The sequence below is a fragment of the Arcobacter pernae genome (genome assembly GCF_049472135.1).
Lineage (GTDB): Bacteria > Campylobacterota > Campylobacteria > Campylobacterales > Arcobacteraceae > Arcobacter_B.
Map to the genome: position 1 here is coordinate 50076 of NZ_JBMOVV010000004.1, position 17758 is coordinate 67833.

Genomic DNA, 17758 nt, shown 5'->3' on the forward strand with positions numbered 1-17758 from the left:
TGTCGTCTCCTAATTAAATTAAATCTACTTTGATTTTACATGTGTCTGCTCTAAAGTATGAAGTACCATACTCAACAAAGTTTCCATTTTGATCTTTAGATAATGTACTTGCAGCTAAAATTGGTGAATTTGATGGCATCATAAGTAACTTACTAAACTCTTTTGTTGAAACTAACGATTCAAATACAGTTGAAACTTTTGTAATCTCTAAATCTGGATAGCAAATATTTAAAATTTTATATAATGAGAAAGGTTCAATATCTAAGTGATTGATAATGTCCCTATAAATAAATGCATCAAAATATGAGTAAGATACTGATATTGGTAAATCATTTGCATATCTTAAAAGCTTCAACTCTATTACTTTTAGTTTTTTGCTAAGACCTAAATTTTTTGCTACATCATCACTTGGTTCAACAATATTGGCACTTATAAGTTTAGTTTTTGGTTCATAACCTAAATCTAATATTTTTGAAGAGTATGAACTTTTATCAGTAATTGAATATGGAACTTTTATATTTGATATAAAATTTCCTTTGCCTTTTTTTGTATAAATAAACCCCTTATCTTTTAATAAAGATAAAGCTTGTCTTACAGTATGTCTATTTACATCAAATTTTTTTGCAAAATCATTTTCTGATGGTAATTTTTCACTTACATTATATTCTTTGCTTTCAATACTTTTAAGTATCTCTTCGTAAAGTTTTATATATGTAGGTTTTGTAACTTTTTTCACTTTGTGTACCCTGTTTACTTGTCTATACAAGCTTGATGGGTGGAAGTATAAAAGAGTTAAATTACACCTTGATTACAAGTTGTCTATACAAGTTTTTCTTCTTGTATAGACAAGTTACAAAGTAAATTGTTTGGATAGTTGTATTTTAGGGCTTTTAAAAGGTATATTACAAGTTAATTACAATCTTGTTTTTTTGAAAGAGTTTTTAAAAGTTCACAAGAAAAGCCAGCTTTTTTTCTTGCTTCAAAGTTTAAATCCATTTTTCTAGTAGTAGAACCAGGGAAAACTTCTTCAATAATTTCTAAATATGTTGAATCATAATCTAAATTTTCTAAGTCACAAGCGTATTTAAACCATACATCACCTTTTGTCACATGATCAACTTCTTCTTCTAAAATAATATTTAATGCATCAAGTATCTTTCTATTAAAAGGATCGTTATTTGATTTTAACTTTTCCATTATTTTTGGATTTTGATCAAGTCCATTTGCTTCTAAATATCTAGGTACTGCTGCCATTCTTCTTAAAAATTCTGGTGTAGCTTGCATTGCTTCAAAAAGATTTTTATGAACTTCAAAGTCACCATACTTTCCTCCAAGCTCAGCTAGTAATTTCTCTAACATTTTAAAATGTCTAACTTCATCAGCTGCAACTTCTAACCAGTCTTTATAGTATTGTATCGGTAAATCCTTGTACCTTAAAGCTGCATCTAAAGCTAAATCAATAGCACTATACTCTATGTGTAATATTGTATGAAGAAGGTATTTTTTACCTTCTACTGTATTGAAGTTTTTGATTTTTGGTAGAGATGTTGGTTTTACTATTTTTAAAAAATTTATATATGATGGCTCTTTAAGCTTGCACGGTATATAATCTTCTTCAAAAGTAAAATTGTTATTTATAAAGTTTTCATAGAAACTTTCAAATTTTTTTATTTTATTTTCTGGATTATTAGCTAATAAAACTTGTTCTAGAGTAGAAAAATAATTCACGTATAACCTCTTTTATGATATAATCATGATATTTTAGCGAAAAGGCTTTAAAATGGATATAAAAGTACAGCCAATGGGCGATTATCAAACAAATTGTTATATTGTAACAATTGATAATAAAGACATAATTATTGATCCAGGTGTAGATGCAACTAGATGGATAAAACAAAATGTAACAAATCCTGTTGCAGTTCTAAATACACATGGACATTTTGATCATGTATGGTCAAATACAGAAGTTAAAAATGAATACAATATAAAATTATACACGCCTAAAGATGACTGCTTTTTATTGACAAAAGACCCATATGGACTTGGTATGCCTCCATCAGATGCAGATATTGAAGTAAGTCCAGATGAAGAGTTTGAGATTGAAGGTATAAAAGTTAAGTTTCACCATTTCCCAGGTCACACTCCTGGTTGTTCTGCAATACAAATTGGTGAGCATTTATTTACAGGTGATTTTATATTTAAAGGTACTATTGGGAGATTTGATTTTCCTATGTCAGATGCAAGACAAATGAAAAGTAGTATTAATAAGATATTATCTTGGGAAAATACAAATTTCCATATTTATCCAGGACATGGTGATAAAACAACATTAATATCTGAATTAGATTCCTTAGCACAATGGGAAAAGTATATTAGAGTATAAGGTTTATATAGATGAGTCAAGTTTGTGAAAATATAGTTAAAGAAAATGAAAGTTTAAAACTTGTTAAAACATTAGAACAATTCTATATAGAAGTTTTAGAGTACTTAAAAAATAAATTTAATGTAAATGATATTGAAATTACTTTACTTGATACAAGTGAAGAGAATACAGAAGAAGTTTTATATAAGTCTTCAAATATTCTAAAAGAAGAAGAAAATTGTGTTTTTGAATTAATTCAAAGTGAATATACAAAAATTAGAGTTATTGTATCTTCTAATGATGATAAGGATATAAAAGAGAATAGATTTGTAATCAATCTTGCTTTACAAGCTTTCTCTCAAACTCTATATAATAAACTATTAAAAGATACATTAAAAGATTTAAGTTTAATTGATAGTTTAACAGGTTTATATAATAGACACTATTTAGAAAACTATTCTGAGAAGCTTTTTAGTTTAACTAAAAGAGAAAAAAACACTCTTGGTTTTTTAAAATTTGGTATTGATCAATTTAAAGCTGTAATTGATGAGTTTGATTATAATATTGGAGATAAAGTTTTAATTGCTTTAGCAGAAGTTTTAAAACAGACTTTAAGAACATCTGATATTGTATTAAGAATTGATTCTGATGAATTTTTAGTAATTTTAATGAATATTCAAGACAAAGAGAATGCTTCAATGATAGCTCAAAAAATTATTGATTGTTTTAGTAAAAAAGAAGTATTAGTAAACGAACAAACAAATCAGACTTTAAAGAAAACTGTTTGTTGTGGTATTGCAATATTTCCTGATGATGCATCTTCAATGGAAGAAATTTTTAGAAAGTCTGATATTGCTTTATATGAAGCAAAAAATAAAGGTAGAAGTCAAATATTTGAGTATACTGAAGAAGATACAAATACAATTGACTTATTTTAAAGGTTAAATTATGAAAGAGAAGATTTTAGAACTTATCCAAGATTCAAAAACAAATGAAGAAAGCTATAAATCTTTAGTTAGTATTTATAATTTATACGAACAGCTTCAATATTCAACAAATATTGTACAAATGGCTGAAGATATTTATGATTGGCTAAATAAATTTTTTAGTGTGGATAACCTAACATTTTCTCTAATTGATATTAGTTCAAACTCAAAAGAAGAGATTTTAGTAAAAGGTAAAGAGTTTTATTTAGATGATGATAAAGCTTACTTTTTTATTATTAATACACATACAAATTTAAATGCAACAGTTTCATTTAGTGCTACATCAAATGTTCATTATCAAGTGTTGCAAGCAAAATACGATACTATTGAAGCAGCATTCTTTCAAATCTCTCCTATCATTCAAAATGGTATTCTAAAAAAGAATTTTATTGAATCTTCTTCAATTGATTCTGTTACAAAAGTTTATAACAGAAACTATTTAATAGAAAACCTTAATAAACATCTTACTATTTCAAATAACACAAGAGATGAAATCTATTTCTTAATGATAGGAGTTGATCATTTTAAAGCCGTAATTGATGAATTTAATTATGATATTTCTGATCAAGTCTTAATCGAGCTTGCAAAAATAATTCATACAAATATAAATGAGTTTGATATGGTTGCAAGACTTAATGCTGATGAGTTTTTAGTTACTATTTTAAGTAATACTCCAAAATGGCAAGTTGAAGATTTATCTAAAAAAATCATTGAAGATTTTGCAAAAATTGAAATAGAAGTAAATCCTATCACAAAACAAACACTTAAAAAAACTATTTGCATAGGACTTGAAACATTTAAAACAGATTCAAGTGAAACTATTACAGATGCTATAAAAAATGCTGATATTGCTTTATATGAAGCAAAAAATAAAGGCAGAAGTCAATTTTTTGATTTTGACGAACTTAAAGAGGAAGATACAATAGAACTTTTTTAGTTCTATTGTATTTTTCTAGCTTTTATATAAACTCTCTTAGGTGCTGGATAACCTTCAACTGTTTTAGAACTATCATTAGGGTCTAAGAAATCTTCTAAACTTTGATCAAAAGACCATTTAGTTTTTCTTTGTTCTTCATTTGTTGTAACTGTTGTTGCAATTACTTCTATATTTTCAAACCCTGCTCTACTTAGCCAGTTTTTTAATGCAGGAATAGTAGGAATAAAATAAATATTAGGAATTTTTGAATATCTTTTATTTGGTGTTAGACAAATTTCATCTTCACCATCAATCATAAAAGTATCAATTAAAATCTCACCTTTAGAGTTTAATCCTCTTGCAAGAGATTTTAAAGTTCCAACTGGATCTGGTCTATGATATAAAACACCTAACATAAATATAAAATCAAACTTGTGATTGTAATACTCTAAATGCTCAACACCAAGCATTTCATAAACTATTTCAGATTTTACAAAATGGTTAACAAACTCAAACTGGTGTAAAGTTAATGCACTTGGGTCAAAACCAATAAGTCTTTTTGGCTTATCTTCAAGCATTCTGAACATATAATAACCGTTATTACATCCAATATCAGCTACAACTTTATCTTTTAAATTAAAATGAGGTCTTATAAGATTATATTTAATATTACTTTGCCATTCACTATCAATTTCTAAACCAAATAGATTAAAAGGCCCTTTTCTCCAAGGGATTAATTTTTTTGCTGTTTCTTCGATTAAATCATACTCTTCTTGAGTAATGTCTTCTCTTTTTCCTATAGTAAACCAATCACCATAATCAACAAAAAGTTCACTAGTTTTAATCTCTCTAGCTTTGTTTAGTTGTTCATACCAAGGTTGAACATTTTTCCAATTTCTACAATCGTCTTTCTTTTTTTGTAATTCTTCTAAATTCATAGCGTTATTATATGAATATTAAATAAAAAGATGTCTTAAATCAAGGCAAACAAATTAATCTTTTGTTATACTTCCAATGAAAAAATTATGAATTTATTTTCATTTTTAGTTAACTTACAGTTAACTAGTTAACAATATAATTCATTTATTAATTTAAAACAGAAAGGATTTTTTTTGAAAGGAACAAGTGTCTTATTTTCCTTTAAGACGACATTAATCTTACTGGCGATACTAGCAATTGGTGCTGGTTATGCTACATTTATTGAAAATGATTTTGATACATCCTCTGCAAGAGTATTAGTATATAATCATATTTGGTATGAGGCAATTTTAGTATTAACTACAATAAACTTAACAGGTATAATATTTAAATATAAGATGTGGAGAAATAAAGCTAGATTTATCTTTCACATATCATTTGTAGTTATATTAATTGGTGCTGGTATTACAAGATATGTTGGTTATGAAGGAATTATGCAAATTAAAGAAGGAACTACTGAAAATAGAATGAGTTCTTTAGAGCCTTATTTACAAATAACTATTAAAGAAGATGGTAAAACTTACTATAAGGAGTACCAAAAAGAGTTTACTTCACTATTTAAATCTGTAAATGATTTTGAACATACTATTTTATATGGTGAAAATAAACAATTAAACATTAAATATAATGATTACCTTTTAGCTAAAAAAGGTACTGCTAAAATGGGACTTTTAAATGTTGATGTAACTATTGATGGTAATACACAACAAATTAAACTTCCAGGACAAAGAGGACAAAGAGGTTTACAAAGAGATTTAGTATTTGGTGATACTACAGTTACTCTTTCATATGGTTCAAAAACATTATTTTTACCATTTGCTATAAAACTTAATGATTTCCAACTTGATAGATATCCAGGAAGTAATTCTCCTTCTTCATATGCTTCTGAAGTTACTGTACTTAAAGATAATAAAGAGTATAACTATAGAATTTTTATGAACAGAACATTACATGAAGGTAACTTCTTATTTTTCCAAAGTTCTTATTTCCCTGATGAAACAGGTACTGTTTTATCTGTAAATAATGACCCTGGTAAATGGCCTACATATTTAGGATACTTCTTATTAACTTTAGGTTTAGTATTAAACTTATTTGATAAAAAATCTAGATTCTGGAAATTAACTAATTATGTTGCTAAAAACAATGTAGCTTCTATTGCTGTTGCCTGTATTCTTGCTTTTGCTGCAACTTCTGCTAATGCTGAAGAAAGAGTAATGGAAAATGAAGTAAAAGCACAAGATACTATTGAATATTTAAAAAAATTCAAAGAAGAATCAAAAGTAACTGCTGAAAAATTCTCAAGACTTGTAACGCAAAGTCAAGGTGGAAGAATGAAGCCAGTTTCTACTTTAAATAGAGAAATATTACTTAAATTAAGTGGTAAAAAATCTTTATTTGGAATGAATGCTGACCAAATTGTTTTAGGTCTTTTAACTAGACCAGAAATGTGGAGAGATATTAGACTTATCAAAGTTAAAACTCCAAAATTAAAAAAGTTTTTAGGTATTGAAGAAAGCAGAAAACATATTGCATTTACTGAAGTTTTCATAGATGGAAAGTATATTTTAAATAAAGAAGCTGAAAAAGCTGCTATTACTAAGCCTCAAGATAGAGGAACATATGAAAAAGATATTGTAAGACTTGATGAAAGATTAAATATTACATATGCAACTTTTAATGGTAACTTATTTAGATTATTCCCAAAACCTGAAGACAAATCTAATACTTGGCATGCTCCATTAGATGCAATGCAAACTTTTGAAGGACAAAGTGGTAGAGCTGTTGAATTAATGACAAGAGGATTTATAAACTCTGTAATTCAAAATGAATGGGAACAAGCAAATAAATTTCTTGATATGATTAAACTTTTCCAAGAAAAAATTGGTAAAGATGTAATGTTAAGTGAATCAGAAATCGATAATGAAATTTTATTTAATGAGTTAGATATTTTCTTAAAATTAACACTAGCATATGTATTAACTGGTTTAATTATGTTAATTGTTGCTTTCATAGTAGTATTTAATCCAAATATCAAACCAAGAAAAACTACATTCTTCTTCTTTGTTGTATTAGCTATTTTATTTGCTACACATACATTTGGAATGGGATTCAGATGGGTTATTTCAGGACATGCACCATGGTCTGATACTTATGAATCATTATTATATATTTCATGGTCTGCTGTATTTGCAGGAGTTGTATTCTTTAGAAAATCTCTTCTTGCATTAAGTGCTGCAGTTATTGTTGCTGGTATTTTCATGTTTACTGCACACTTAACAGGAATTGACCCACAAATTACAAACCTAGTACCAGTTCTTAAATCTTACTGGTTAACAATTCACGTTTCAGTTTTAACTGCATCATATGGATTCTTTGGACTTGGAGCTATTTTAGGTTTCATGGCATTAATTATGTTTATCTTTAGAAAAAATAGACCACATTTAGATGAAACTATCAAAAATATTACAGCAATTAATGAAATTGCATTAATTATTGGTGTTACATTTATTACAATCGGTAATTTCCTTGGTGGTGTATGGGCAAATGAATCATGGGGAAGATACTGGGGATGGGATCCAAAAGAGACTTGGGCTTATGTATCAATCGTAACTTATGTATTTGTAATTCATATGAGATTTGTTAAACCACTTAATAATCCATTTGCATTCTCAACTGCATCATTATTATCATTTGCAACAATTCTTATGACATATTTTGGTGTAAACTTCTATTTATCAGGAATGCACTCATATGCAACAGGTGACCCTGTGCCAATTCCTACATGGGTATACTATGTAGTTTCAATGGTATTTATTACTATTGCTTTAGCATTTAGAAATAGAAATATGAAAGATGCTATTTCTGAACAATCAAACTAAGAGTTTTTACTCTTAGTTTACCCTATTTAAACACTCTACTTTAAACTTTTCCCTAGCTTATTTTGTTATAATCACCTAAAAATTTTTAAGGTGTAAAATGAGTAAAGTTATAGATATTTTTAAAGAAATTACAGCAATTCCTAGATGTTCAAAAACTCATGAACCATTTATAAACTATATGAAAAAAATATCTGATGAACTTGGATATGAATGTTTAGTTGATAAATACAATAATATTTTATGTAAAAAACAAAACTCTCAAGCAAAAATAGTATTCCAATCTCATTATGATATTGTATGTTTAGAGGATAACTGTGTTCCAGTTATTGTTCAAAATGATGATATTTTAAGTGCGCAAAACTCTACACTTGGTAGTGACAATGGAATTGGTTGTTCATATATGATTAATCTTATGTATGAAGGTGTTGATGCTGAGTATTTATTTACTTCTGATGAAGAGATAGGATTAATTGGTGCAAATAATTTAGAGCTAGAAATAAAAGCCCCTTATATGTTAAATCTTGATAGTGAAGAAGAAGGTGAAGTTTGCATTGGTTGTGCAGGTGGTGTTGATATTTTTGCTATTAATTCAAATAAAAAAATCATTCCTAATACTGAGAAGTTAGATTTATATGAAATAAGTATTGGTAAACTTCAAGGTGGACACAGTGGTGTTGATATAGATAAAAATATACCAAATGCTATTAAACTTGTAGCTAAAACTATAAAAGAAGCAAATGCAAAACTTTTAGATTTTAATGGTGGAGAGAGAATCAACTCAATCCCAGTAAATGCAAAAGCAATTATAGCTTGTAGTTCTAAACCAATTGCTAGTCACGAAAATATGAAAATCACAAAGATTGATACTCAAAGTGAGCATTTAAGTGTATTTGATGATAAAGTTATAGATTTTATAAACGATTTTAAACAAGGAGTTATCTCTTTTAATGAAGAGTTAAAAGTTGTTCAAAACTCAATAAATATTGCTATTATTTCAACTACTATTGATAGTATAAAAATAGAATTTAGTGCAAGATCAATGGCAAATGATGAATTAGCAGCTATTAAAAATGAAACTATTACTATTTTAAATGAGCATGGATTTACAGTTACAACAGATGGAAAATATCCAGCTTGGAAACCAGATATAAATGAGTTTACATCAAAAGTTCTAGATATTTATCAAACAATAAATCCAAAAGCTTCTTTAGAAGCTATTCATGCAGGTTTAGAGTGTGCAATTTTTAAAGATAAATATCCACACTTAAAAGTAGCTTCAATAGGACCAACTATAAACTTTCCTCATTCAAGAAAAGAGCAAGTTTCTATAAAATCAGTAGAAAATGTATATGAAGTTGTAAAGAAAATAGTTGATGAAGTTTATAAGTAGTTTTACCACCAAGTAATAAAAAACTCTTTATAATCATCTTGGCTTTTTAACCAAACTAAAGGAGATTTTTTCAAGTCTAAAAAGACTTGGATCTCTTCTTGTATATCAGTAAAACCTTTCCAATTTGAATTACAACTTGGCTCTAAAATCCAATCATACCTATGTGGCAAAAAGTATTCATACTCTTTAAACTCTTTAAGGCTTAAAAAGTCATTTATATTCAAATAAAAACCTTTTATACAAGATTTATTAACTAATGAAATATTTACTTCTTTTTTATATGGTAAAAATATATTTGCTTTAAAACAGCTATTTTGATATATATTTTCTAAATCTATATCAATTAAATTTTTAGTCTCTTCTTTAAATAGTAAAGGAAATTGTTTTGATTTTAGTTTATTAAGTTTTTTAACTAATGTATCGTCTCTATTAGGTCCTATGTATCTATCTATTTCTTTTTGAAATGAGTTATCATATAAATAAAACTTGTAAACAAGCTCTGTATGTAAATATCTTTGTTCTTTTTTATCAAATAGAATGAAATCTATTTCTCCTAAGGTATTTTTATTATGAATTACTTGGATATTCTTGTGTATTAGGTTATAACGACTTGATAGTTTTATATACTCTTCAAAAAAATACTCTACTCTTTTTCCTAAAGGAAGTTTTTGTACTATCTCAAAGTTTGCATAATCATCTTTTTTATAGTCTAAAAAATCAAACTCAAATTGATTGATTTTATTTAAACACTTAAATAAAATAGGCGTATTATAAAAACCTTCGAATTGTTCTTTTAAATTACTCATCAAGATTTTCTATAAAACTAATAATATTTTCACACGAAGATAAATAAGAAGAGCCAAAAAGATTATAATGGTTCAAATAGTGATAAAGATTATAAATAGGCTCTTTTTTTAAATACTCTTTTGATAAAGGGTAAGTTTTATTATAATACTCATAAAATTTATCATCAAAGCCCCCAAATATTCTAGTCATTGCTATATCAACTTCTCTATCAGCATAATATACAGCAGGGTCAATTAAATAAACACTATCTTTAGAATATAAAACATTACCACTCCACAAGTCACCATGAACTAAACTAGCTTTTTTACATGTATTTAAAAGCATTAAAAGTTTATCTTTATGTTTTTCAAGTCTATTTAGAAAGACAGACTTAATATCATTGTCTTTTATAAGATTTATTTGATACATAAGTCTATATTCAAAGAAAAATTCACCCCAGTTATTACTATATGAATTTATTTGCTTATTTAAGCCTATATAGTTATCAGTATCAAATCCAAACTGTTCATTTTCATTTTTATGAAGCAAAGCCAAACCACAAGCAAGATTTATTGATAATTCATCATTTGAAATAAGATTTTCTATTTTTTGAAGTTCTATATGATTTTCATCATAATTTATAATTTTTGGAATATTTATAAATTTATTATTTTGCTTTTTTAAAACTTTATCTAGTAGTTTTAAACCTTCTACTTCTTTTAGTAATGCATCGTTAAAATCGGTATTGTTGTGTTTTATAAAAGTTTCCAAAATTTACTCTTATCATTGTATTTTTTTAAACTGATGATTATTATATCAAAAATTAAAGTAAAATTAAATAACTCTAATTGGAACATGAAAGTCTAAAATAAATGTATCATTTTCTTCTAAATAGTGATTTTGAGTAAATACTGCATAAGCAGGTAATGTTACTACTTCATATCCACTATTTGGTAGCCAATATTGATAAATATAAATCATAAGTCTTTCAATATCTCCATATTTACCAGTATGCCTAAAAACGGCACATAAAGACTCATAGATTTTTAGTTTACTTATTGAATTATTTGGTTCAAAATCATCATCAACTTCAAGTGCAGCAATATAATTACACTCTTCATAGGGAATCATAATAGTACTATCATGATAAATTCCTATATTTGTACTATTTTTTAAGCCACTTTGATATTCAAATGCAAGTAGTCTTTCCCATATTTTGATAAGATTATCTTCTGTGTAACCCTTAAGTCTAAGATATGCACAAGTTCTTTGGGGGCATACTTTTATTGTTGGTTCTAAGCCTTCTAGCTCTTTTATTGATTCATCATCTATATCAAACCTATTTTTTGTAAAGCTTCTAAAAGCTCCTTTTCTCCATTGACTTGGAGTGTATGTAAATCGCTTTTTAAAGGCCTTTATAAATGAGGGATGAGAAGAATAACCGCAAGAACTTGCAATCTGTGTAATAGTAGAGTAGTTATCAGTAATAAGAAGATTTGCTGCTTTTTGAAGTCTAATTGATGTTATCTTTTCAAAAATATTTTCACCGGTTTCTTCTTTGAATATTCTGTGAAAATGATATTTACTAACACTATTTAATCTTGCTAATTCATCTAGTGAAATATCTGTTCCAATATGCTTATATATGTAATTTAGAGTTTTATTTACAATTTGAGTTCTTATATATTTTGTATCTCTTTTCATGGTTTTATTATATCATAAGATAATAATAGTAGCAATATAAGATAATAAAAATAAAATCAAAGATAAAGCATAAATTCTTTAAATACTCTATACTAAAAAGAAAAACAGGAGATTATGATGATAAAAAAAGCTTCTGAAGAAAAGAGTTTCACAGATTCAAAATTTTTATCAGAAAAATCAATTTTTAATGGAATAGAAATTTATCATCCTTTTTCAAAGTTAGCAAAAGAGTACTTTACAAAAAGAGGCTTTAATATTATTTCTTTAGAGTCTGGGTCAATAAAAATACTATTTTCTAATTTGACTAAAGAAGAGAAGAAAAATCTATTAAAAGAGATAAAAGTTTTTTTTAAATGCACAAAACAAAGAGTAATCAGTGATTGTTTACTTTTTGAAAAAGAAAGGTTTCAATGTTAGATCCAGTTTTACCAATAGCAATATATCTGTTATTTGGATATTTGTACAAAGTTATATTTCATGACAATTCAAAGCAATTAATTGAGTTTATAATATATTTTTCATTACCAGGAATAGTTTTTTCTAAAATATATCCATTAGAACTCAATGGAACAATATTTGGCTTAATATTTATGTTTATATGCTTCATTTTATTTAATTTAGTGCTAGCTTACTTTATAGGTAAACTAATGAAATTAGATAGGTTAAGTCTTGCTACATTTATGATTATGGCGACATTTGGGAATACATCATTTATAGGTTTATCGTATATAGATGCTTTTTATGGTCAAGACTATATCGTATATGGAATAATCTATGATATATTCGGTTCTTTCTTACTGCTAGTAACTGTTGGTATGTTTATTATTAATTGGGGAACTAATAAGAAAAATGATATTAAATCAATATCAAAAAGTCTTTTACTGTTTCCTCCAAGTATTATGTTTTTTATTACAATATTTGCAAAGAACTTTGAAGTACCTAGTTTTTTACTTTTAACTGCTGAATCTTTAGGAGCAACACTTGTTCCTCTTGCTATGGTAGCAATAGGAATGAAGCTAGAACTTAAAAACTTGTTTGTGAAATTTCATATTGTATCAATGGCTATGTTTATAAAAATGGTAATTGTACCTGTTATTGTTCTGTTTGGATTCTATTTATTTTATGGAATAAATGAAACTTGGGTAAAAGTAACTATAATAGAAGTAGCTATGCCTCCTATGACTATGGCAACTGTATTGGCTATAAAAGGTGGATTAGACGAAAAAATCGCTATTAATTCACTAGTTCTTGGGGTATTGTTAAGTTTAATTACTATTAGTATGTATGTTAATTATTTAGGATAAGTAATAAAGGGGTTTTCATTTATTAAATCTGAAAATCCCTCTTATATGAATTTATTGGTTGTTCTTAGCTCTATTAATTTCAGTTGTGTATTTATATACCATATAATCAAACATTTTAGAGCCTCTATTTTTTTGAAAGAAAAAAAACATTTCTAAAAACCTAACAGACATTCTAAAAAATGCTGTAAAAGGAACTAAATAAGTGATAATAGTTGTTTGAGTTCTATAAGGATAATATCTATCCATTTGTTCTTTCAAATCTTTCAATACAATACTTTCTTCTTGTAATCTATCTCTATCTTGTGAGAATATAACTCTTATTGCTAAAAAAAAGTTAATTAAGAACATTAAAACATTTAAGTTCCAGCCAAGTACACATATATCAAGATAAGTCATTTATTCTCTCCCATTTAAAAACAAATTATAACATTTATATCACAATTTTAAATAATGCCCCAAAGTGTTCTTCATTTTCAAAGGTAAATTTAATATTTTTAACTTTAATTTCACCTTCCATATGTTTAGTAACAATCTCTCTTGTCATAAACAACCCTATTCCCGTACCTTGCGATTGGTGTTTAGTTGTAAAATAAGGTTCAAAAATCTTTTCTTGAATCTCTTTTGGAACACCATTTGCATTATCTAATATTTCAATTATTGTTTTATCATTTTCTTTGTATAAAGAGATTTTGATAATTTTTCTATGCTCTAAGCCTTTTTTATTTGTTAATAATGCATCTTTTGCATTGTTAACGATATTTAATAAAACTTGCATTAATTCATTTTTATAATTCTCAATATCTATTGTTTCATCCAAATCTCTAATTAATTCAATATCATTGCTTGTTAAGCTCATCTCGATTAAATCAATTGTTTTACTAATAATAGAAGAAACATTAAAAACAATTTTTTGTTTGTCTCTTTCAAAGAAGTTCTTAAAATCATCAATAGTTGTTGAAAGATAATTAGTAGTATTCATTATATTTGTAAGAGATTCATTTAAAATCTCATCAGTTAAAGTATCAAACTCTTTTTGAAGCATAATACCACTTGTACAAGTAGAAATAACAGATAAAGGCTGCCTCCATTGGTGAGCTATATTTTCAAGCATTTCACCCATAGCTGCCATTTTTGATTGTTGAATTAAAAGTTTTTCTTTCTTTAGATTATCATCTTCATACTCTTTAAACTTTGTCATATCATATACATGAACAACAACACTGTCAATTTGATTTTCACTATTATAATATGGCTCATAATATACTTGTAGATAATGTGTCTTATCATTTATATCAACAGTTGTATCAAATTCAATTGATTCACCCTTTAAAGCCCTATCAAACTTATCTTTAATAATATTATTGAAATATTTTTTACCAAAAATATAAGACATTGATTTACCAATAAACTTCTCTTTTTTTATACCAAAAACTTTTGAATAGTAGTCATTTACTGATAGATACTTATAGTTTTTATCAACTAATGCTAAAAAACTAGATGACTTTTCAAGTGCCTTATTATAGTAGTTGATTAAGTTTTCTCTTTGTTTTCTTAGTCTTAAATCTTTTATCATTAAAACTAAATAGTTTTTATTTTCTACATTTATTAAACTAAAAGAGATTTCAATAGGTATGATTTTCTTTTTTGAATCTTGTAAGAAATATTCAAAATCCTCAACTACTTCGTTGTTTATAAGCTTTTGAATAGTTTCATTTATTAATTCATCTAAGAACATACTTTTACCATCTGGATGAATTTGAGTAAAGTGTAAGCCTTTAACTTCATTTGATGGCATGCTTAAAAGTTGTGCTGTTTTTTGATTGATTTCAGTGATATGTCCTGTAGAGGTGTCTATTACGACAACACTTACTTGCAATTTATCAAATAACTGCTTATAAAAATGAAGATTATCTATGACTGACATAACAGACTCCAAAAAACAACTTTATCGTTATTTAAATATTATAAAACATAATATCGCTTTTAATATAAAGTTTTGATAAATTATTTTAGCTTTTAAATTAAAAATAAAAAAGAGTTTAATTATATATTTTTTATTAAATTTATAATACTATTATACAAAGGTTTAATCATGTTTAATAAAGAATTTCTTAAAAACTTAACTATACTTTATGTTGAAGATGAAGATATTGCTAGAGCCCAGCTAGAAAAGGTTCTAAAGAGACTTTTCAAAGAAGTAATTGTAGCTAAAAATGGACTTGAAGGTCTAGAAAAATACAAAAAAGATAAAGCTGATGAATCAAAAATAGATTTAATTTTAAGTGATATTAATATGCCACAATTAAATGGTATTGAAATGTTAGAAGAAATAAGAAAAGAGAATGATTCAATCCCGATAATATTCACAACAGCTAGGTCTGAAACAGAATACTTACTTAAAGCCATTGCTTTAGATACTTCTTATTATGCTTTAAAACCAATCAATATTGATGATATTATTGTAAAAATCGAAAAAGTTTGTGAAAAAAAATACTACCAAAAGCTTATAGAAGAGAAAAACATACTTTTAAAAGAGTATTTAAAGATTATAGATAGTGTTGCTACAATATTTAGAATGGATGGTAAAGGAAATATAGTTTATGCAAATAAACTATTTTGCGATACCCTATCTTTTGAAAAAGAAGAGCTTGTAAATAGAAACTTTCATACAGTAATTAGTAAGAATATTGATAAAAACATCTTATTGGATTTATGGAAAACTGTAAAAGCAGATAAAAGCTGGAAAAAAGATTTGAAATTTGAAAATAAAAGCAATGAAGTGATCTATATAAAATGCACTATCTTTAAAATTTCAAATGTTGAAGAAGAGTATGTTTCTATAGGTTTTATCTCTACTGATGAAGTTAATCAAAAAAGAGAGTTTCATAAAAAACTTATAAATAATATAAAAGAGAAAAATCTACAAGTAGCACAAACATCAAACAATATAAAAGCCTATGAAGAAAGAATTGCTTATTTACAAAATGAAATTAAAAGATTTGAGCAAAAATACAAAGATTTAAATAGCCAAATTAAATTCTATGAGAATGAACAATTAGGATTAGATGAAAAGGTACAAAAAAGCCTTAAAACAAAAAATGATGAAATAGAAAAGCTAAAAGAGTTGATTTCAGAGATGAAAGAGTCAAAAAGTAGTGATATTAATAAGTATGTTGTTCAAAGTGAAGAATTAGAGAAGATTATTGAAAAGCAAAAAGAAGAGCTAGAAAGTTTAAATGAAAAAATAGCTATTAAAGATGAAAAAATAAATGTACTTCAAGAAAAATTGGAAGAGAGTGAAGCTCAAATTAGAAGAATAAAAGAAGAAACTAATAGTTAGTTTACTTCTTTGGAACTACGATTATAAATTTTGCCCCATATTTACTATTTTGGATTTTTAAATCTCCCCCAAAACTACTTTTTATAACAAGTTTTACCATATATAAGCCTGTTCCTGTACCATAATCTTTCGTAGTGTAATATGGGTCAAAAATCTTATCTAAATTCTCTTCTTTTATACCACCTGCATTATCTTCAATAATCACAACACTATATTTATCTCTAGTAAGTGAAGTTATAGCTATTTGTCTATTTTGAATTCCTCTTTCTATAAAAGCATCTTTTGCATTTGTTATAAGATTTAAAAAAACTTGCTCAAGTTCTGTTTCAACTCCAAAAGCAGTTTCGTCACCTATATGAACTTTTAATTCAATATTATTATTTACTAACTGCTTATCAAGAAGTTTTATAGTTTTGTTTATTGCATTTTTAATTGTGAAGCTTTTTTTAGATTTATTTGGATTAAAAAAGTTAATAAAATCATTTATTGTTTCACTCATAAAATCTATTTGCTCTTTTGTATTCTTATCAAAATCTTCAACAAACTCATCATTTATTTCACCATATTTATATGAGTTCTTAACATCAGAACAATATAAAGAGAGGTTATTTAAAGGCTGTTTTAACTGATGAGCGATTACACCTATCATTTCTCCCATTGTGGCCATTTTTGATTGATGGATTAGAATCTCTTCTTTTTTACTTAGCTCATTTGTATCTCTTTTTTTATCTTCAAAAAGATCAATATAAACTTTTAGTTTTGCAGTTAAAAGATTCTCATCAATTGGTTTTGATATATACTCAACTGCCCCTATTTCGTAACCTTTCTTTTGATAAGTATCTTTATCATAAATACCTGTAATAAAGATTATAGGAATATCTTTTGTTGTATCAATTGACTTTAAATATTGTGCAAATTGAAAACCATCTATATCAGGCATTTGAATATCACTTAAAATCAAATCTACTTTAGTTTTCATTAGAAGTTCCATTGCTTCTGTTGCACTTAAAGCACTATAAATATCTACATCAAAATTATCTTCAATAATAAGCTTTAAAGAATAGATATTATCTTTTACATCATCTACTATTAAAATTGAAAACTTATTCATCA

At 26.3% G+C, this 17758-nt stretch carries 17 protein-coding genes; 8 read left to right on the forward strand and 9 right to left on the reverse strand.

Annotated features, from left to right (window positions below; all coding sequences use genetic code 11):
• Positions 1-13: 13 nt before the first annotated feature.
• Both ACH5BF_RS05885 and ACH5BF_RS05890 read right to left on the reverse strand, forming a co-directional pair.
• A complete protein-coding gene (locus ACH5BF_RS05885; RefSeq protein ID WP_423273280.1) occupies positions 14-736 on the reverse strand; it encodes a GntR family transcriptional regulator in 723 nt (240 codons plus the stop codon).
• Positions 737-909: 173 nt separating this feature from the next.
• Entirely contained in the window at positions 910-1728 is an 819-nt protein-coding gene (locus ACH5BF_RS05890) for a ferritin-like domain-containing protein (protein ID WP_423273281.1), read from the reverse strand.
• Between the two features lie 52 nt (positions 1729-1780).
• Between ACH5BF_RS05890 and ACH5BF_RS05895 the strand changes: the two genes are divergently transcribed.
• Genes ACH5BF_RS05895 through ACH5BF_RS05905 form a run of 3 tightly spaced genes read left to right on the forward strand, consistent with a single transcriptional unit; the run spans position 1781 to position 4285 of the window.
• Positions 1781-2383 (forward strand): MBL fold metallo-hydrolase, encoded by a 603-nt coding sequence (locus tag ACH5BF_RS05895; RefSeq protein ID WP_423273282.1) that lies wholly within the window; start codon positions 1781-1783, stop codon positions 2381-2383.
• An 11-nt stretch (positions 2384-2394) separates the two neighbouring features.
• Positions 2395-3300 (forward strand): GGDEF domain-containing protein, encoded by a 906-nt coding sequence (locus ACH5BF_RS05900; protein ID WP_423273283.1) that lies wholly within the window; start codon positions 2395-2397, stop codon positions 3298-3300.
• A gap of 10 nt (positions 3301-3310) precedes the next feature.
• Positions 3311-4285 (forward strand): GGDEF domain-containing protein, encoded by a 975-nt coding sequence (locus ACH5BF_RS05905; RefSeq protein ID WP_423273284.1) that lies wholly within the window; start codon positions 3311-3313, stop codon positions 4283-4285.
• 2 nt (positions 4286-4287) lie between these two features.
• Here ACH5BF_RS05905 and cmoB read toward each other — a convergent pair whose 3' ends face one another.
• Positions 4288-5202 (reverse strand): tRNA 5-methoxyuridine(34)/uridine 5-oxyacetic acid(34) synthase CmoB, encoded by a 915-nt coding sequence (gene cmoB, locus ACH5BF_RS05910; protein ID WP_423273285.1) that lies wholly within the window; start codon positions 5200-5202, stop codon positions 4288-4290.
• 174 nt (positions 5203-5376) lie between these two features.
• Between cmoB and ccsA the strand changes: the two genes are divergently transcribed.
• Together ccsA and ACH5BF_RS05920 are read left to right on the forward strand one after the other, a co-directional pair.
• On the forward strand, positions 5377-8121 hold the full coding sequence (gene ccsA / locus ACH5BF_RS05915) for a cytochrome c biogenesis protein CcsA (protein ID WP_423273286.1): 2745 nt from the start codon (positions 5377-5379) through the stop codon (positions 8119-8121).
• 97 nt (positions 8122-8218) lie between these two features.
• On the forward strand, positions 8219-9511 hold the full coding sequence (locus ACH5BF_RS05920) for a zinc-binding metallopeptidase family protein (protein ID WP_423273287.1): 1293 nt from the start codon (positions 8219-8221) through the stop codon (positions 9509-9511).
• 2 nt (positions 9512-9513) lie between these two features.
• Here the strand turns inward: ACH5BF_RS05920 and ACH5BF_RS05925 are convergent, their stop codons facing one another.
• The 3 genes from ACH5BF_RS05925 to ACH5BF_RS05935 form a co-directional block, all read right to left on the reverse strand.
• Positions 9514-10317 (reverse strand): DUF1853 family protein, encoded by an 804-nt coding sequence (locus tag ACH5BF_RS05925; RefSeq protein ID WP_423273288.1) that lies wholly within the window; start codon positions 10315-10317, stop codon positions 9514-9516.
• A complete protein-coding gene (locus tag ACH5BF_RS05930) occupies positions 10310-11068 on the reverse strand; it encodes a fructosamine kinase family protein (RefSeq protein WP_423273289.1) in 759 nt (252 codons plus the stop codon). The genes ACH5BF_RS05925 and ACH5BF_RS05930 overlap by 8 nt, the downstream gene beginning before the upstream one ends.
• 63 nt (positions 11069-11131) lie before the next feature.
• Positions 11132-12001, reverse strand: coding sequence for an AraC family transcriptional regulator (locus ACH5BF_RS05935; protein ID WP_423273290.1), 870 nt, complete (start codon positions 11999-12001; stop codon positions 11132-11134).
• A gap of 117 nt (positions 12002-12118) precedes the next feature.
• On the opposite strand from ACH5BF_RS05935, the gene ACH5BF_RS05940 reads away from it, so the two are divergent.
• Positions 12119-12418, forward strand: coding sequence for a hypothetical protein (locus ACH5BF_RS05940; RefSeq protein ID WP_423273291.1), 300 nt, complete (start codon positions 12119-12121; stop codon positions 12416-12418).
• Complete coding sequence (locus ACH5BF_RS05945) at positions 12412-13305, forward strand: AEC family transporter (protein ID WP_423273292.1); 894 nt, start codon at positions 12412-12414, stop codon at positions 13303-13305. The genes ACH5BF_RS05940 and ACH5BF_RS05945 overlap by 7 nt, the downstream gene beginning before the upstream one ends.
• A gap of 51 nt (positions 13306-13356) precedes the next feature.
• Here ACH5BF_RS05945 and ACH5BF_RS05950 read toward each other — a convergent pair whose 3' ends face one another.
• Both ACH5BF_RS05950 and ACH5BF_RS05955 read right to left on the reverse strand, forming a co-directional pair.
• The gene (locus ACH5BF_RS05950) at positions 13357-13701 is read right to left on the reverse strand and encodes a hypothetical protein (protein WP_423273293.1); all 345 of its coding nucleotides are present in this window, start codon (positions 13699-13701) and stop codon (positions 13357-13359) included.
• 34 nt (positions 13702-13735) lie between these two features.
• Positions 13736-15229, reverse strand: a complete 1494-nt coding sequence (locus tag ACH5BF_RS05955; protein WP_423273294.1) for a sensor histidine kinase — start codon at positions 15227-15229, stop codon at positions 13736-13738.
• Between the two features lie 168 nt (positions 15230-15397).
• On the opposite strand from ACH5BF_RS05955, the gene ACH5BF_RS05960 reads away from it, so the two are divergent.
• Positions 15398-16645 carry a response regulator gene (locus tag ACH5BF_RS05960; protein WP_423273295.1) on the forward strand — a complete coding sequence of 416 codons (1248 nt, stop codon included), beginning with the start codon at positions 15398-15400 and terminating at the stop codon, positions 16643-16645.
• A 1-nt stretch (position 16646) separates the two neighbouring features.
• Here the strand turns inward: ACH5BF_RS05960 and ACH5BF_RS05965 are convergent, their stop codons facing one another.
• Positions 16647-17756 carry a response regulator gene (locus tag ACH5BF_RS05965; RefSeq protein ID WP_423273296.1) on the reverse strand — a complete coding sequence of 370 codons (1110 nt, stop codon included), beginning with the start codon at positions 17754-17756 and terminating at the stop codon, positions 16647-16649.
• Between the last annotated feature and the right edge of the window lie 2 nt (positions 17757-17758).

Bases quoted from the DNA above. Each gene is read 5' to 3' on its own strand.
- ACH5BF_RS05895 (WP_423273282.1), top strand. From the start codon at position 1,781: ATGGATATAAAAGTACAGCCAATGGGCGATTATCAAACAAATTGTTAT.
- ACH5BF_RS05900 (WP_423273283.1), top strand. From the start codon at position 2,395: ATGAGTCAAGTTTGTGAAAATATAGTTAAAGAAAATGAAAGTTTAAAA.
- ACH5BF_RS05905 (WP_423273284.1), top strand. From the start codon at position 3,311: ATGAAAGAGAAGATTTTAGAACTTATCCAAGATTCAAAAACAAATGAA.
- cmoB (WP_423273285.1), bottom strand. From the start codon at position 5,202: ATGAATTTAGAAGAATTACAAAAAAAGAAAGACGATTGTAGAAATTGG.
- ACH5BF_RS05920 (WP_423273287.1), top strand. From the start codon at position 8,219: ATGAGTAAAGTTATAGATATTTTTAAAGAAATTACAGCAATTCCTAGA.
- ACH5BF_RS05925 (WP_423273288.1), bottom strand. From the start codon at position 10,317: ATGAGTAATTTAAAAGAACAATTCGAAGGTTTTTATAATACGCCTATT.
- ACH5BF_RS05935 (WP_423273290.1), bottom strand. From the start codon at position 12,001: ATGAAAAGAGATACAAAATATATAAGAACTCAAATTGTAAATAAAACT.
- ACH5BF_RS05940 (WP_423273291.1), top strand. From the start codon at position 12,119: ATGATAAAAAAAGCTTCTGAAGAAAAGAGTTTCACAGATTCAAAATTT.
- ACH5BF_RS05945 (WP_423273292.1), top strand. From the start codon at position 12,412: ATGTTAGATCCAGTTTTACCAATAGCAATATATCTGTTATTTGGATAT.
- ACH5BF_RS05950 (WP_423273293.1), bottom strand. From the start codon at position 13,701: ATGACTTATCTTGATATATGTGTACTTGGCTGGAACTTAAATGTTTTA.
- ACH5BF_RS05955 (WP_423273294.1), bottom strand. From the start codon at position 15,229: ATGTCAGTCATAGATAATCTTCATTTTTATAAGCAGTTATTTGATAAA.
- ACH5BF_RS05960 (WP_423273295.1), top strand. From the start codon at position 15,398: ATGTTTAATAAAGAATTTCTTAAAAACTTAACTATACTTTATGTTGAA.
- ACH5BF_RS05965 (WP_423273296.1), bottom strand. From the start codon at position 17,756: ATGAATAAGTTTTCAATTTTAATAGTAGATGATGTAAAAGATAATATC.